Source organism: Pedobacter sp. CAN_A7 (assembly GCF_015752175.1).
Taxonomy (GTDB): domain Bacteria; phylum Bacteroidota; class Bacteroidia; order Sphingobacteriales; family Sphingobacteriaceae; genus Pedobacter.
In genome coordinates this window covers 383233-398793 of sequence record NZ_JADOUW010000003.1, presented here as the reverse complement: position 1 = coordinate 398793, position 15561 = coordinate 383233, and the positions used below count along the sequence as shown (strand labels likewise).

At 43.5% G+C, this 15561-nt stretch carries 11 protein-coding genes; 9 read left to right on the top strand and 2 right to left on the bottom strand.

The window, feature by feature from the left end; genetic code table 11:
• The first annotated feature begins 6 nt into the window (after positions 1-6).
• Genes IWX76_RS13185 through IWX76_RS13165 form a run of 5 tightly spaced genes read left to right on the top strand, consistent with a single transcriptional unit; the run spans position 7 to position 7703 of the window.
• Positions 7-1026: a metallophosphoesterase gene (locus tag IWX76_RS13185; protein ID WP_196860395.1), complete on the top strand. Its 1020-nt coding sequence runs from the start codon at positions 7-9 to the stop codon at positions 1024-1026.
• Positions 998-3349, top strand: coding sequence for a GAF domain-containing protein (locus tag IWX76_RS13180; protein ID WP_196860394.1), 2352 nt, complete (start codon positions 998-1000; stop codon positions 3347-3349). The genes IWX76_RS13185 and IWX76_RS13180 overlap by 29 nt, the downstream gene beginning before the upstream one ends.
• Positions 3350-3366: 17 nt before the next feature.
• Positions 3367-5925, top strand: coding sequence for a BamA/TamA family outer membrane protein (locus IWX76_RS13175; RefSeq protein ID WP_196860393.1), 2559 nt, complete (start codon positions 3367-3369; stop codon positions 5923-5925).
• 9 nt (positions 5926-5934) lie between these two features.
• Complete coding sequence (locus tag IWX76_RS13170) at positions 5935-7206, top strand: NAD(P)/FAD-dependent oxidoreductase (RefSeq protein ID WP_196860392.1); 1272 nt, start codon at positions 5935-5937, stop codon at positions 7204-7206.
• Positions 7207-7250: 44 nt separating this feature from the next.
• The gene (locus IWX76_RS13165) at positions 7251-7703 is read left to right on the top strand and encodes a nuclear transport factor 2 family protein (protein ID WP_196860390.1); all 453 of its coding nucleotides are present in this window, start codon (positions 7251-7253) and stop codon (positions 7701-7703) included.
• On the opposite strand, the gene IWX76_RS13160 is transcribed toward IWX76_RS13165, so the two are convergent.
• Entirely contained in the window at positions 7700-8713 is a 1014-nt protein-coding gene (locus tag IWX76_RS13160; RefSeq protein ID WP_196860389.1) for a LacI family DNA-binding transcriptional regulator, read from the bottom strand. The two genes, IWX76_RS13165 and IWX76_RS13160, sit on opposite strands and share 4 nt — an antisense overlap.
• A gap of 173 nt (positions 8714-8886) precedes the next feature.
• Between IWX76_RS13160 and IWX76_RS13155 the strand changes: the two genes are divergently transcribed.
• Entirely contained in the window at positions 8887-9636 is a 750-nt protein-coding gene (locus IWX76_RS13155; RefSeq protein WP_196860387.1) for a rhamnogalacturonan acetylesterase, read from the top strand.
• A 319-nt stretch (positions 9637-9955) separates the two neighbouring features.
• Here IWX76_RS13155 and IWX76_RS13150 read toward each other — a convergent pair whose 3' ends face one another.
• A complete protein-coding gene (locus tag IWX76_RS13150) occupies positions 9956-10537 on the bottom strand; it encodes a YceI family protein (RefSeq protein ID WP_196860385.1) in 582 nt (193 codons plus the stop codon).
• A gap of 176 nt (positions 10538-10713) precedes the next feature.
• Between IWX76_RS13150 and IWX76_RS13145 the strand changes: the two genes are divergently transcribed.
• Genes IWX76_RS13145 through IWX76_RS13135 form a run of 3 tightly spaced genes read left to right on the top strand, consistent with a single transcriptional unit; the run spans position 10714 to position 15559 of the window.
• Positions 10714-12378, top strand: coding sequence for a glycoside hydrolase family 28 protein (locus IWX76_RS13145; RefSeq protein ID WP_196860384.1), 1665 nt, complete (start codon positions 10714-10716; stop codon positions 12376-12378).
• An 11-nt stretch (positions 12379-12389) separates the two neighbouring features.
• Positions 12390-13910: a tagaturonate reductase gene (locus IWX76_RS13140; protein WP_196860382.1), complete on the top strand. Its 1521-nt coding sequence runs from the start codon at positions 12390-12392 to the stop codon at positions 13908-13910.
• Entirely contained in the window at positions 13907-15559 is a 1653-nt protein-coding gene (locus IWX76_RS13135; protein WP_196860381.1) for a UxaA family hydrolase, read from the top strand. The genes IWX76_RS13140 and IWX76_RS13135 overlap by 4 nt, the downstream gene beginning before the upstream one ends.
• Positions 15560-15561 lie beyond the last annotated feature (2 nt).

Genomic DNA, 15561 nt, shown 5'->3' with positions numbered 1-15561 from the left:
TAAGGGATGAGGCAACTGCTATTGATTTGGGCCTTGTTGAGCGTCATTGTACCGTTAAGGGCGCAACAGCAAGACTCCCTCCTTGCAAGACTGATCTTTATTGGCGATGCAGGACAGGTAGATAAAGATCAAACGCTGGTGATTAAGGATGCTGCATCGAGGATTATCAAAGGTAAAACCAAAGTGATGTATCTTGGTGATAACATTTACCCAAAGGGGATGGGCCTGCCCGGAAGCAAGGAAGAGCTGGAAACACAGGCTATCCTGCGCTCGCAGTATATGCCCATGCGAGAAAAAGGTGCTCCAGTTTACTTTGTTCCTGGAAACCACGACTGGGATCATTCCGGTAAACAGGGCCTTGCAAAAATCAAACGGCAAGGGGATTTCCTGAAAGAACAAAAAGATAGTCAGCTTAAACTGCTGCCCCCAAATGGATGTCCGGATCCCATCGAAATGATGGTGTCGGATGAGGTGACGATGGTCATCATTGACAGCGAGTGGTGGCTATTCCCATATGCTAAGGAAAACCGCAATGCCGGTTGTGCCTGCAATACTGAACAATCCGTGTTAGCCAAACTCACGGCCATAGTTAAAAAGAACCCAAACAAAACGATCATCCTGGCTTCCCACCATCCTTTTCAATCTTACGGCAAACATGGTTTACGCTGGTTCTTCCCAAGTCCAGAAGACCTGCGCCACCAAAAATACAGAAGTATGGTAAGTCGCATGAATAAAGCCATGGCTGGCAGTACGCGCGTGATTCATGTGGCGGGGCACGACCACGGATTGCAGTTTATAAAAAATAAATACACCCAGGTGGTTAGTGGCTCCGGAGCAAAAAAAAGCGCGGTTATTAAAGGAGAAAACTCGTTATTTGCCGATTCCCGGCATGGTTATGTGCTGGCAGATATATATCCCGGTCAGCGCCTTAAATTCCGGTTTTTTGTAGCTACATCCAGGGGGGTGGAAGAACTATTTACGACGATAATTAATCATCATGCAAGCGATAACACTAGATCTAAATAAGTCAAACGATGGCAGAGCTTGTGATATTGGTATCGCGATTCAGTTCTCTTTCAGGCCATTCATCGATCATATTGTAAAAAAACTAGAGGTAGAGCGTACTGCGAAAGCGGTTTTCTACCAATATATTTTAAACAAATTTAAGGCAGCGCCTGAGCTTTGGGAGCCCATGGATACCAGCCAGCTTAAATATTACCCTCATATTTTCGAACTTATCCATTCTGCATTGTCGCCTTTGCTGAATGAAGAAAAGAATCAACTCTGGGCCATAAGCATGCCGGTTACACCGTGTTTTTTTTCAGGAACAGATGCTTTTTACAAGATCCTCTTTGACCAGCAAAGTCACCAGCCGAGTTCGAATATTGAAAAGCCCAGCCTACCGCAAATGACCAAAGGCATCCTCACCAGCTTTTACAATCTGGTGCTGCAACGTTTTTATAACTTCTCCTTTACGGTTAGTGATGGTACGGTGCGGTCAATTGTTGATTCGCAAACCAGGTTATTAAAATATTACCGTTTAAATGTTGACTCCAGGTTTATAAACATCAGTTATGATGGGGAACTGCCAGCGTTAAATCTTGAAAATATCACCGATAAGATATGGAGTGAAACTTCTAACCTTCAGATTTTACAGAACCTGCTGCCACTACAAAACTTTAAAGTAGAGGGCTTTTCCATTGTCGATGTGGTGGATGTTACCGCAGAATATGCGCTGGAAAACATCAAGAATGTCATTATCAAACATAATAAAAGTCATACCGGTGCACATCGCGAAAACATCAGCATAGCGTTAAAAACGCTGGTTTCCTGCGAAGGGATTCAATTTGGGTTGCTACCTAATCTTCAGGTTAACGGTAAGGTGGTGGTCAACAACCAATCTGACTTTGAAAGCGTGCTTTCCAGATTATCCAGAGAAGATCCGGCCATGCATGCTTTATATCAACAACGTGTAGATGAGTACCTGAAAAACCCGATGCGCTACATTTTTCCAAGAATTACCGAGGAACAATGTGCGAGCAGCATTTGGTTGAAAATGCTTTGCGAACAGGGAATCATCTGCTACGCCATATTTCCCTTGTATTTTAACGGTAAAATTGTGGGTGCTCTTGAAGTACATGCTCAAAATGCAGATGTGTTCCAAAGTTATATTCTGTCTAAATTAGAAACTGCTTTTCCTTTGTTATCGCAATTACTGCAGAACCTGATCACTGATTTCAACCACGAATTGACTACGGTAGTCACGGAGAAGTTTACCTCCTTACAGCCTGCCATTAGGTGGCGGTTTTACGAGGCCGCATTTCAGTATATTTATTCAGGAGCTAAAGCGAACAACCTGCCCGTTGAAAAGATCTATTTTGAAAAGGTTAATCCTTTTTATGGCGCTATAGACATTAAAGACTCGAGTATTAAAAGAAATCAGGCCATCAGGGCCGATTTGTACAGCAATTTTGAAATGCTGGAAAGTTTGTTTCACAGCATTAACCTTAATTTAAATGAACACGTTGATCATCAGTTTATAGCGTCATTGTCCGTTTGTGAAAAATCGCAATTCAATAACTTATCAGATCGGGAAGTGTTGATTACCCAGGATTACTTGCAACAACAGCTGCCTGCATACCTGAGGCAAATGGCAAATGAACACCCGGAATTGCAAACTGCTGTACAGCAATACCTGGATGCAGCCCATCCGCAAGGCGGGCTTTTTGAAAACAGTGCGCGTTACGAACGCAGTCTGCAGCGCATTAACCAGGAAGTGACGAGCCATTTGGAAGAATTTAATGCAGGAGTACAGGAAATATTTCCTTGTTATTTTGAGAAATTTAGAACCGATGGTGTGGAGTACGATTTATATATGGGGCAGTCTATTGCACCAGAAATCACTTTACCTGCAGGTCTTTTACATACGCTGAGGTATAAACAACTGGAGTTGATGACTATGATTGTAAAGGCTACTTCGGCCCTGCAAAATGAGCTGGAGGTGTATATGCAAACCACACAACTCATTTTTGTTTATGAGAAGCTCATTGACATCAGTTTTAGAACAGATGAGCAACGTTTTGATGTAGAGGGAAGTTATAACATCCGCTACCAGATGGTTAAAAAACGAATTGATAAAGCCCATGTAAAAGACACCCAGGAAAGGTTAACCCAACCGGGTAAAATTACGATCATTTATTTCAACTCCTGGGAAGCCACAGAATACAAGGGGTATATAGAGAAATTAAAGCAACAAAATCTTTTAAAAGACGACCTGGAATTTCTGGAAGTTGAAGAACTGCAGGGTGTACAAGGCCTTAAAGCCCTGCGCGTTGGTGTGGTTGTGTAATTGTTAATCGCCTGTCTATGAAATTTATAAAACTGTTGGTTATCATGCTGTGCCCATCATTATTGGTTGTTGCACAGCAGCCTAAGTCAGATTCCATTACCGTGGCTATTGCACCGGAGTATAATGAAGTAGGGCAAAGCCACCGCTTCTTTTTGGGGGACAATTACCGGTCGCTATGGGCCACCCCAGTAAAAATTAGGGTGTTGGATATTCGTAAGGAGAAAGGCGGATTAACGATTGACAAGCTGGGCGGTGGCAATCAAACACGCTCCATCAGGTTTGTTGATCCTACAGGTAAAGAATGGGTACTGAGAACCATTCAGAAATACCCGGAAAGAGGGCTTCCGGAAAACTTACGGCCAACTATTGCAAAAAAAATTGTGCAGGACCAGGTTTCTACCGGCCATCCCTTTGCGGCTTTGGTGGTTCCACCGCTGGCTAAAGCGCTAAAAATTCCACATGCCCGGCCCGAAATTGTATATGTTGGTGATGACCCCGGTTTAATGGAATTCCGCAAGGATTTCGCTAATGCCGCCTACCTTTTTGAGGAGCGTGAACCTGTAGGGATGGAAGATACCGACAACACGGAAAAGGTACAGCGGAAACTACAGGAGGATAATGATGAGCGCAGCAACCAGCAACTGACCCTGCGGGCCAGGTTGCTTGACTTTGTGCTTGGCGATTGGGATCGCCATGAAGACAACTGGCGCTGGTTACCACAGGAAGATAAGGATGGAACTTTTTACCAGCCTATTCCTCGGGACCGCGATAAAGTATTTTATAAAACAGCTGGGGTTTTGCCCTGGGTGCTTTCCCACCAATGGTTAAAGTCAAACCTGCAGCCCTATGGCGCAGAAATCAGGGATGTAAAAGGCTGGAACTTCAACAACCGGTATTTTGATCGGTATTTCCTGAACCAGCTATCGCAAGACGATTGGTTAAAAGAAATTAAATACGTGCAGCAGCACCTCACGCCGGAAAGAGTGGAGGAAGCCCTCCATATGATGCCTCCAGAAGTTGTAGCCTTAGGTCTAGATGCTTTGCGCCAGGCCATGAATGGCCGCATCAAGAACTTGCAAAGTTCAGCCATGGAATATTATCAATTCCTGGCTAAAACTGTGGAGATTCCTCAATCAGATAAACGGGAGCAGTTTGAATTAACTTACCGCTCAGCAGGGCGTTTGTCACTAAAAATCAGAAACATCAAAAAAGATGGTGCCATTGGCAGGACACTTTACGAACGTGAATTTCAGGAAAACAGCACTAACGAAATCAGAATCTACGGTTTCGGCGGGAAAGATGCATTCAGGGTATCGGGCAATACGCCTGCAAAAATTAAAGTGAGGCTTATTGGTGGGGCAGGTGCCGACGAGGTGCAGGTTGCACCGGAAGTGGTGAATAAAGGCAAATTGTATTACTACGATCGTTTAGAGGAGGATAACCAAGTGGATCGCAACGCCCTTAAATTGCGCCTCTCGAACGATACGACGGTGAACCAATACGATAAACGCAGTTTTATGTACGATCGCTTTGGTCCGCAGTTTAAAGTGGATTACAGCATGGACCAGGGCTTTCGCGTGGGTGCTGGTGTGCTATACGAAAAACAAGGTTTCCGCAAAAGCCCCTATGCCGTTAAACATGATTTTTGGGCAACTTTTACCACAGGGCGCAAGTCCTTTGCCTTTAATTATGCCGGAAACTTTAAACAAGCTGTTGGTGCTTACGATTTAAGGGTTGATGCTAATTTATTAGGCCCGAAAAACCTAAGTAGTTTCTTTGGCCTGGGAAATGAAACTATATTTATTGATGAAGACGATAAACAGATGCCTTATTACCGTAACCGGTATGACTACCTGACTGCAGCCGTTAAACTCGCCCGTGCGCTTGGCACCGACTGGCAATTAGAAGCTGGTATTTCTACCGAATTTTATACCAGTAAAGCCGGCAACAATGTGAATAAATTTTTAAGTGATTATGATGCGCTGAATTCTGAGGCGCAGGTTTTTGCTGATCGGACCTATGTAGGACTAGTGGCTAACCTGATTTACGACCGCCGAGACCAGGTGGTGATTCCTAAAAAAGGTATGTACTGGCGAACAGCGCTGTCCTTTAATCAGGAAGTAAACCGAAATCATGCCAATTATGGCAAAATATTTACTGAATTCAGGCATTATGTAAACCCGGGACAGGGGGCATTGGTCATTGCCAATCGCATTGGCGGTGGTGTCACCATAGGTGAGCCTACCTTTTTCCAACGCATGCAATTGGGAGGAGTAAACAACTTAAGAGGTTTCCATACCAGTCGATTTACCGGTAAAGGCATGGCTTTTCATAACATCGACCTGCGGTTAAAACTTTTTGATTTTACGTCCTATGTTGTGCCGGGTTCTGTTGGGATCCTTGCATTTAACGACATTGGACGGGTTTGGGAACCCGGAGAAAACTCCAGTTCCTGGCATGATGGGTATGGTGGGGGACTTTATGTGGTTCCGGCAGAGTTATTGTTGATTCAGGCTGCAGTGGGCTTCTCGAAAGAAGGGTCACTTCCTTACATATCCATAGGTTTTAACTTTTAACACAGTACGATGCAGAAACATATTGTTATCATTGGGGGAGGTTTTGCAGGCTTAAACCTGGCAAAAAAACTAGGTGGACATCCCGCATACCAGGTTACCCTGGTCGACAAAAATAACTACCATTTCTTTCCCCCTTTAATTTACCAGGTGGCCACAGGTTTTCTGGAACCCTCGGCTATCAGTTATCCTTTCAGAAAGCTCTTTGCAAATAAAAGTAACCTCCATTACCGTTATGGCACCTTAAAAAAGGTGATTCCTGAAGAAAAGAAAATTGTGACCAACAAAGGGGAGCTGACTTATGATTATTTGGTGTTTGCCTGTGGAGCCACTACCAATTACTTTGGCAATGAGAACATCAGAAAAAACGCGATTCCAATGAAAACGCTGAGCGATGCCATATCCATGCGCAACACCCTGCTGATGCGGATGGAGCAGGCTACGGTGTCAAAAGATCCTAAAGAAATCGAAATGTTACTTACGTTGGTGGTTGCTGGTGGCGGCCCCACGGGGGTGGAAATTTCGGGGATGTTTGCCGAAATGAAACAGGGGATTTTGCGGAAAGATTACCCGGAGTTGCAGGGTCGTTCAGGTGGAATTTACCTGGTGGATGGTGGAGATTATGTGCTTTCACCCATGAGTGAGAAATCGCAGCTTCATACCACAGCCGCCTTAAAGAAATTAGGTGTGAAGCTGATCATGAACACCCATGTGAATGATTTTGCTGATGATAAAGTGGTACTGTCGGGTGGGGAAGTGATTCCTGCTAAAAATCTGATCTGGGCAGCTGGGGTTACTGCAAAGGTCTTTGAAGGCATCCCTGCAGCATGTTATGGGCGCGGTAAACGACTTTTGGTCGACGAATTCAACCAGGTAACTGGCCTGCCAGGCATTTATGCAATAGGTGATACCTGTCTGCTCACTACAGATGCCAATTACCCAGAAGGCCACCCACAGGTTGCACAGGTGGCCATCCAGCAAGGTCTCAACCTGGCTAAAAATTTTAATAATTTACAGGAAGGAAAATCTCTAAAACCCTTTCAATATAAAGATAAAGGCAGTATGGCTATTATTGGAAGCAATAAAGCCGTGGCCGATCTTCCTCATCCAGAATTACATTTAAATGGTTTTATCGCCTGGTTAGCCTGGCTTTTTATTCACTTGATGTCGCTGGTTACCTATAGAAACCGGGCAAGCACCTTATGGAGCTGGATGATTGCTTACTTTTCTAAAGACCAGTCACTCCGCATGATCATTAGGCCAACCGAAGAAGATGTAAAGTAATTCGCCTATATTAGGCTACCTAAATAACCTAACCAAATTTGACGATGAAATATTTGATGACCATGCTGCTGCTGGTAACCGGACTAGTAGCCTATTCACAAACCCCAATGGTTGTAGCTGCTGATACCAAAGTTGAAAATACGATAGCTGCAGCAGTAGAAAAATTGCGTGTGGCCATGATCAGTGGTGTACGTAAAGACCTGGAAAGTGTATTAAGTGCCGATTTGGCTTATGGACATTCCAGTGGTAAGGTGGAAACTAAAGCGGAATTTGTAGAAGCTATTGTGAGCCGTACTTCCGATTTTAAATCTATCGATATCCAGGATCAGAAAATTACGGTGCAAGGTACTCTGGCCATCGTTCGTCACATTTTAACTGGGGAAACCAATGATGGTGGCAAGAAAGGCCATGTTCGTTTAGGTATTGTATTAGTCTTTAAGCAGGTGAATAACCAATGGCTACTTTGCTCTCGAAATGCCTTTCGTATAGCCGCCTAACTGCGTATCGATAAGCTGGTATCCAGTACCTTGTTTTCAAATTCATACACTGGATACTTGCTTTCAATTAAATTGATTAACATTTCTGTGGCAATCTGTCCAATTTCATAAGCCGGTTGATGTACAGCCGTTAGCGGTGGGTTTAACAGGTCCAATACATCAGAATTGCTGAAACCAGCGATGCCAATGTCATCTGGAACTTTAATATTTAGCTTTTTTAACACCATCAGACAACCCACACTCAGGCGGTCGCCAGCCACAAATATGGCATCAGGCTTTTCAGGAAGATTCATTAAACTGTTGATGGCGCTTTCCACCTCATCTAAAAACATACCCCCATGTGCACAGTGTTTGATATAATCTTCACATACCGGAAGGTGATGTTGCTGCAAAGCTTTTTTGTAACCCAATAAACGTTCTATACTAATGGAGAGGTGGCTGGTACTGGTTAAATGGGCAATCCGCTTATAACCTTTGTTAATCAGGAATTCTGTGGCTTCAAAAGCGCCTTTTTCATTATTAGCCACAATTTTGTGCGTATCAATATCAGCCGCTACCCGGTCAAAAAACACGATCGGTAGACCGCGCTGATGTAAATTTTTAAGGTGTGTGGTGTCGCTGGTTTCTGCAGACAGGGAAACAAGGAGGCCGTCGACAGATCGGGAGGCCAAATGCTGGATATTTATTTTCTCCCTTTCGTAAGATTCATGCGTTTGCGTAATAATAACGTGATAACCCCTGTCGTAAGCAATAGATTCAATGCCATTAATGGCTTGTGAAAAGTAATGGTTGGCTACTTCGCTCACCAATACACCGATGGATTTGCTGCGGCGTTCTTTCAAGCTAAGGGCAATGGGATTAGGCCGGTAATTGATTTTCTCCGCGTATTCCAGTACGATCTTTTTAGTCTCTGCGCTAATTTCATGTGTATCCCTTAAGGCCCTCGAAACGGTCGACGTGGAAAGGCCCAGTGCCTTGGCAATATCTTTTAAAGTAGAGGGCTCAAACATGATCAAAAAAAGTTTAAAGGAGGTTATAAAGCTTCGTAAATTAGCGTTCCTGCTAATATAATGTTAATCCGCTGCAATGAGAAATTGATGACGTAACGTTTCGGCAACGATTGCATAAAATAATACAGACGATCTTTTGTTTAATCCGGAAAACAATATAAACTTGAGGTATCATGACCAAATTTACTTTCCCCTTCCTTGCTGCTACCGCATTATTGGTTTTTTGTGCCTTCGTTTCTGCACCACCAAAAATCAAAGTATTCATCATTGGCGATTCTACGGCTTCTATTAAATTAAAGAAACATTATCCGGAAACCGGCTGGGGCATGCCTTTCGCAGATTTTTTTACTGACGAGGTTATTGTGGATAACCGGGCACAGAATGGCCGTAGCACGAAGAGTTTTCTTGCCGAAAACCGCTGGACTTCGGTGATGGATAGCCTGAAGGAAGGGGATTATGTATTGATACAGTTTGGCCATAATGATGAAGTGCCGACCAAAAAGAATGCGACAACACCTGCAGAATTTCAGCAAAACCTTAAGCGATTTGTAACCGACATCCGGAGCCGTAAGGCGATACCAATTTTAATTACACCCGTGGCCAGAAGAAGTTTCGACGAAGCGGGAACATTTGTGGATACCCATGCCGCCTATTCTTTGTTGGTGAAAACTGTGGCCACCGCGCAAAATGTTCCGCTGATTGACTTAAATACCAAAAGTATCGTCTTACTCGAAAAGGCAGGGCCTGAACAATCTGCCTATTATTTCAATCACTTACAGCCTGGTGAACATCCCAATTATCCGGATGGCAAAGTAGATAACACCCATTTTAATGAATTGGGTGCACGTGCAGTAGCGCAGATCGTGTTACAGGAAATCAGGAACCTTCAACCAGACTTAGCCAAATACATCGTCCGACGGTAAGCACCTTTATGGTTAACAGATCCTTCCAATATTGACATTCCCTTTTTTTCTATTATTGATGATTTTGCCCTAAAACGCTACAGGGCGAACCTATAAATCTCTGTGGTCAGTTTCTGGGTCTCTAGGGGGTTGCTTCGCCCTCTCGTCGCCCTTGGGTCGCCCTCGGTTCGCCTACAGACGACGCGAGGGCCTAGAAACGGCGACACAAGGGCTAGTTGCAGGTTACTTGATTATAGCCTTATATAGGTTTACTGAGTTTACAAACAAAAAAGCCGGACCATCTTGCGATGATCCGGCTCCCGGGAAATTAATTAATCAATTATTTTTTAACAAATTCAGTGTTTGCATTTAATGTCACTTCATCACTTAACATGGCCGTTGCATATTTAGTACCGAAGTTAAAGTCAGATCTTTTGATGGTTCCAGTAACTTTGAAACCTGCAATCGTTGCTTTTGTTGCTGGATTGTTTGAAATACCTCTTAATGTAGCATCTAAAACAACTGGTTTCGTTACACCGTGGAAGGTAAGGTTACCTGCAACTTTGTATTTGTTATTAGCTACTTTTTTAAACGAAGTACTTTTGAACGTCAATTTTGGATATTTCGCTGCGTCAAAGAAATCAGCATTTAATAAATGGGCATCTCTTTTCTCGTTCTCCGTATTTACAGAATTTACATCTGCACTTAATTCTACTACAGCATCAGAAAAATCATCTTTTGAAGCGGTGATTTTAGATTCGAAATTTTTGAATGAACCTTCAACATCAGAAATCATCAAGTGGGTGATTTCAAAACCTAATTTAGAGTGTGCAGTATCTGCTCCCCAAATAAATTCAGCTGCTGGTTTAAAAGCAAATAAGGTTGTGCTTAATACGGCTGCAATTAGAACTAATTTTTTCATATAAATATTTTTTTTACAAATAGAACCAAAATAAAACTTCCACGTGTTAACATAGGGTAAGAAAATGAATTTATACGGGAACGATTGCACACTTATTTTTGGGGCATTTTTTTTATTCCGCCTTAAAACTATGTAGACTTGTTAGCCTAGTTGCAAATCATTAGCTAACCAAGTATATGAATAAATGCCTTACTCTCTTCGCGAGTTTTTCTCTTTTTGTCGTTTTCGGCCTAAAAGCTCAACAAAGCGAAATCAAATATTCCTTCGATAATTTACCGGTTGTAAAAGAAACGGTTTTTAAAAAGGATACCATTAGTATCGAAAAGTTTGGTGCCATAAATGATGGCATCACCCTGAATACAAAAAGCATAAATGCAGCTATTGTTGCCGCTCATAAAAATGGTGGTGGGGTCGTGCTCATCCCAAAGGGCGTTTGGTTAACCGGACCCATTGAACTGAAGAGCAATGTTAACCTGCACCTGGCAAAAAATGCCTTGCTGCAATTTAGCAAAGATTTTGACCAATACCCACTGGTGCAAAGTAATTGGGAAGGATTGCCACAAATGCGTAATCAGTCGCCAATATGGGCAAACGGCGAAACCAACATCGGTATTACCGGTTACGGGATCATTGATGGAGCCGGAGAAGCCTGGCGCATGGTTAAAAAAGACAAGTTAACGGAAAGTCAGTGGAAGAAATTAGTGGCTTCAGGTGGACGTGTGGATGAGGCAAAAAGAATATGGTACCCTTCGGAAAAGAGCTTTAAAGGCTCCCTGTCGAAAGATCCAGGGTTAATCTCAACAAATAAAACAGCAGCAGATTACGAAGCGGTGAAAGACTTTTTACGACCTAACCTGCTTGTTTTTAACCGCTGCAAGCAAATTTTATTAGAAGGGGTCACCTTTCAGAACTCACCGGCATGGAACCTGCATCCGCTGATGAGCGAAGATATTGTGGTGAGGAATGTATATGTTAAAAATCCGTGGTATGCACAGAATGGCGATGGTTTAGACATAGAATCCTGTAAAAACGTATTGGTAGAAGGCAGCACCTTTGATGTAGGTGACGACGGCATTTGTATTAAATCGGGTCGTGATGCGGCAGGAAGAGAACGCGGTATGCCTACAGAGAATGTAATTATCCGCAACAGTACTGTTTACCATGCTCATGGTGGTTTTGTGATCGGCAGCGAAATGTCTGGCGGGGCGAAAAATATTTTTGTGTCTGACTGTACTTTCATTGGCACCGACATTGGCTTAAGGTTTAAAACCACCAGGGGAAGAGGTGGCGTGGTGGAGAACATCCATGCGAAAAACATCTATATGAAAGACATTGCCGGTGAAGCCATCCTGTTTGACATGTATTATGCAGCTGTTGATCCCATTCCATTAACGGGCCAAAAGCGTGCACAGGTTCAGGTGAAGTTATTGCCGGTTACGGCAGAGACGCCAGTATTCAGAAACTTCCACATCAGTCATGTGGTTTGCGATGGAGCGGAGAAAGCTGTATTTGTACGTGGCTTGCCGGAAATGAGCATCAGCGATCTTTATTTCGATAACCTGACGATAAAAGCAACAGAAGGTATTGATATTCAGGAAGGACGCAACATCCAGTTCAGTAACATCAACCTGGTGGTTGATGAAGCCAATCCGCTGGTGAGTGTGATGAACGGTAAAGACATCCAGTTTAAGGGGGTAAACTACGATGCCGCAAAAGTGTTATTTCATGTGGGCGGTGCCAACAGCAAGAACATTACTGCGCAGGGAATAAATGTTAAACCAGGAACAACAGCAGTTACTTATCAGGAAGGGACTTCCTCAAAGTCGCTACGTATTAAATAATTAGATCAAAAATGATTCTGTCTAAAGAGAATTTGCAACATGTAGCCGCAACGGCCGTAAGTTTACCAACAGCCGGGCTGTTTGAGTTGCCAGAGAAAGTACTGCAATTTGGTACGGGGGTGTTACTTCGTGGCCTGCCAGACTACTTTATTGATAAAGCCAACCGGGCAGGGGTATTTAATGGCCGTGTGGTGGTGGTGAAATCGACAAATAAGGGTGACCTGAGTGATTTTGATCAGCAGGACAACTTGTATACCCTATGTGTAAGGGGACTCGAGAAAGGACAGGCGGTGGAAGAAAACATCATCTCCTCGGCTATTAGCCGGGTAATTGCAGCAGATGCCGACTGGTCGTCTATTATGGAACTGGCTTTAAGTAAAGACCTGAAAGTCATTATTTCCAATACTACCGAGGTAGGTTTAAGCCTGGTGGAAGAAAGTATTCGACAAAACCCTCCAGTTTCTTTTCCGGCAAAACTAGTAGCCATCCTGTATAAACGTTATGAAATGCTTAAGGAGGCCGCTGGCCATTTGGTCATCATTCCAACGGAGTTAATTCCAGACAATGGAGATAAATTAAAAATTATTGTTCGGGAGATTGCGGCTTACAATCAGCTTGATGATGGTTTTAATGCCTGGTTGGATGTTCATGTTACTTTTTGCAATTCGTTGGTGGATAGGATCGTACCTGGAAAACCTGCAGATCAGGAGCTTGCCGACTTAACGGCCAGTTTAGGTTATGAGGACCAGTTGCTGGCCATGGTAGAACCTTATCGCCTTTGGGCCATTGAAGGCGACGAACGTGTAGCATCGATTTTAAGTTTTAGTCAGGTTGATCCTGGTGTGGTCATCACTTCTGATATTGAAAAATACAGGGAACTGAAGGTGCGTTTATTAAACGGCACCCATACACTGAGCTGCGGTATAGCCGTATTAAGTGGTATTGATACCGTTAAAAATGGAATGAACCATGCTGCGCTTCATCAATATATTAAAACGGTGATGCAGCAAGATATTATACCGGCTATCCCTTATGAGGTTGAAGCACAGGAGGCCTTTGCCTTTTCGGATGTGGTATTGGATCGTTTTGCAAATCCTTATATCGCGCACTTATGGCTTGGTATTACGGTGCAGTACACGATGAAGATGAAAATCAGAATCTTTCCGCTGTTAGCAGAACATTATGCCTTGAACCTCGAAGCACCAGCACATTTGGCCTTTGGTTTTGCGTCGTACCTGTTATTTATGCGTTCGGTAGAAAAAGATGGTAAATATTATGGTCATTATAACGATCAGGAATACCTAATACAGGATGATCAGGCGACACATTTCGCCTCGGCACATGCAGCACATCCAGATCCGTTAGCCTATTTTAACCAGGTATTTGACAATGCTGCTTTCTGGGAGACGGATTTAAATGACCTTCCAGGATTTAAAGATGCGGTACACTTGCATTACACAAATATGACGAAACAAGGAATAGCTGCGGCTTTGTTGTCATTTAATCAACACCATTCAACATCAAAATCATGAAACACCGCGTATTAAAAGTTCATCCAAATGATAATGTGATGGTTGCCTTAACCGACCTGGCTAAAGGTGACGTGATTATTGATGAGGGTGAGGCTTATATCTTACAAGATATTATTCCCGCAAAACATAAATTTTCTATCAGTCGCCTGGAAACAGGTGGGCAGGTAATTATGTATGGCGTATTAGTGGGTACGGCACAGGCCGAACTGCCTGTGGGCAGCCTGCTGACGACCAGCAACATTAAACATGCTGCAAAAGATTTCCATGTTACCGATGAAAAATTAAGCTGGAATAAACCTGATGTGAGCGCCTGGCAACACCGAACGTTTAATGGCTTTCGGCGTAGCGACGGACAGGTAGGAACGGCTAATTACTGGCTGGTGATTCCCATGGTATTTTGTGAAAACAGAAACCTGGAGGTGATACAGGAAGCATTGTTAAACAACCTTGGATATGGTCGTAATGAAACCTACCAGGCACAGGCCAAAGAGTTGATGGCACTTTACCAGCAAGGTGCCGGTGTGGCAGATATTTTAAATGCACAGGTTACCCACCGGGAAGACCGGGAGAAAAAGCACCAGCTGTTTCCAAATGTTGATGGCATCAAGTTTTTGACGCATACCGGGGGTTGTGGTGGTACACGCCAGGATTCGGAAACCCTTTGTGGTTTACTGGCGGGTTATATTACTCACCCTAATGTTGCTGGTGCAACCGTATTAAGTTTAGGTTGTCAGAATGCACAAGTAAGCATTTTACAGGAAGAGATCTTAAAAAGAAGTCCGGCATTTGATAAACCCCTTTATGTTTTAGATCAGCAACATATCGGCACAGAAGCAGATGTGCTTTCCTTAGCCATAAAACAAACCTTTGCTGGATTGATGCAGGCTAATGCACATGAAAGAACACCGGCGCCATTGAGCAAACTGTGTATTGGTTTGGAATGTGGCGGATCGGATGGTTTTTCAGGTTTATCGGCAAATCCAGCAATTGGTTATACCTCTGATTTACTGGTTGCCCTGGGCGGTTCGGTGATTTTGGCAGAATTTCCTGAATTGTGTGGTGTAGAGCAAAACCTGGTGAACCGTTGTCAGGATGAGCATGACGCAAGGCGATTTGCGAGTTTAATGGGCACTTACAGCAGCCGGGCAACGGCCGCGGGTTCAGGTTTTGACATGAACCCTTCGCCGGGGAATATTAAAGATGGATTAATCACTGATGCTATAAAATCTGCTGGTGCCGCAAAAAAAGGAGGTACATCTCCGGTGGTGGCCGTATTGGATTATCCTGAAAAAGTTACAAAACCAGGTTTAAACTTATTGTGCACGCCTGGCAATGATGTGGAATCTACTACAGCAGAGGTGGGTTCGGGCGCCAATGTCGTGTTATTTACCACAGGTTTGGGTACCCCAACAGGCAATCCAATTGCCCCAGTGGTTAAAATATCTACCAATACCAAGCTGTACAACAAAATGAACGACATTATTGATATCGATACCGGGACCATCATTGAGGGTACTGAAACGATTGAAGAAGCAGGTCAAAGGATACTAAATTACGTGATTGATGTGGCTAGTGGCCACATCCAAGTGAAGGCAGTACAACATATTCAAGATGATTTCATACCTTGGAAGAGAGGAATATCATTATAATA

What these genes read in the sequence shown, in the direction of transcription:
- IWX76_RS13185 (WP_196860395.1), top strand. Translation starts at nt 7, where the DNA reads ATGAGGCAACTGCTATTGATTTGGGCCTTGTTGAGCGTCATTGTACCG.
- IWX76_RS13150 (WP_196860385.1), bottom strand. Translation starts at nt 10,537, where the DNA reads ATGAAAAAATTAGTTCTAATTGCAGCCGTATTAAGCACAACCTTATTT.
- IWX76_RS13165 (WP_196860390.1), top strand. Translation starts at nt 7,251, where the DNA reads ATGAAATATTTGATGACCATGCTGCTGCTGGTAACCGGACTAGTAGCC.
- IWX76_RS13145 (WP_196860384.1), top strand. Translation starts at nt 10,714, where the DNA reads ATGAATAAATGCCTTACTCTCTTCGCGAGTTTTTCTCTTTTTGTCGTT.
- IWX76_RS13135 (WP_196860381.1), top strand. Translation starts at nt 13,907, where the DNA reads ATGAAACACCGCGTATTAAAAGTTCATCCAAATGATAATGTGATGGTT.
- IWX76_RS13140 (WP_196860382.1), top strand. Translation starts at nt 12,390, where the DNA reads ATGATTCTGTCTAAAGAGAATTTGCAACATGTAGCCGCAACGGCCGTA.
- IWX76_RS13180 (WP_196860394.1), top strand. Translation starts at nt 998, where the DNA reads ATGCAAGCGATAACACTAGATCTAAATAAGTCAAACGATGGCAGAGCT.
- IWX76_RS13160 (WP_196860389.1), bottom strand. Translation starts at nt 8,713, where the DNA reads ATGTTTGAGCCCTCTACTTTAAAAGATATTGCCAAGGCACTGGGCCTT.
- IWX76_RS13155 (WP_196860387.1), top strand. Translation starts at nt 8,887, where the DNA reads ATGACCAAATTTACTTTCCCCTTCCTTGCTGCTACCGCATTATTGGTT.
- IWX76_RS13175 (WP_196860393.1), top strand. Translation starts at nt 3,367, where the DNA reads ATGAAATTTATAAAACTGTTGGTTATCATGCTGTGCCCATCATTATTG.
- IWX76_RS13170 (WP_196860392.1), top strand. Translation starts at nt 5,935, where the DNA reads ATGCAGAAACATATTGTTATCATTGGGGGAGGTTTTGCAGGCTTAAAC.